The 315-nt window shown below is 48.3% G+C and carries 1 protein-coding gene; it reads right to left on the reverse strand.

Annotated elements, in window-relative coordinates:
- Positions 1-315: SH3 domain-containing protein (locus tag ACN6NE_RS31185; protein WP_474329448.1), on the reverse strand; the 315-nt coding region annotated here is incomplete at both ends.

A 315-nucleotide genomic window follows, 5' to 3' on the forward strand; every position in this document is an offset into this window, starting at 1 on the left:
CGCTTGCCGTTTTAATTTGTGACCAAGACCCGCTTTCTTTTACCACCGTTACTTTTGAATTGCGGGATAAGTTTGTTACGATGGACGCGCTTGTGCTTGCAGAAGAACGAACGTTTAATGAGCTGGCGTTAACGGTCGCTGACTTGGACGTCGTGGACCCAGAATCCTTAGCTGGCGCAGAAGAACCAGAGCCTGCTTGTAGGTACTGACTTGCTACCCAGCCCGTTTGACCGCTTGCCGTTTTAATTTGTGACCAAGACCCGCTTTCTTTTACCACCGTTACTTTTGAATTGCGGGATAAGTTTGTTACGATGG

The sequence above is a fragment of the Priestia sp. 53B2 genome, from assembly GCF_056099005.1.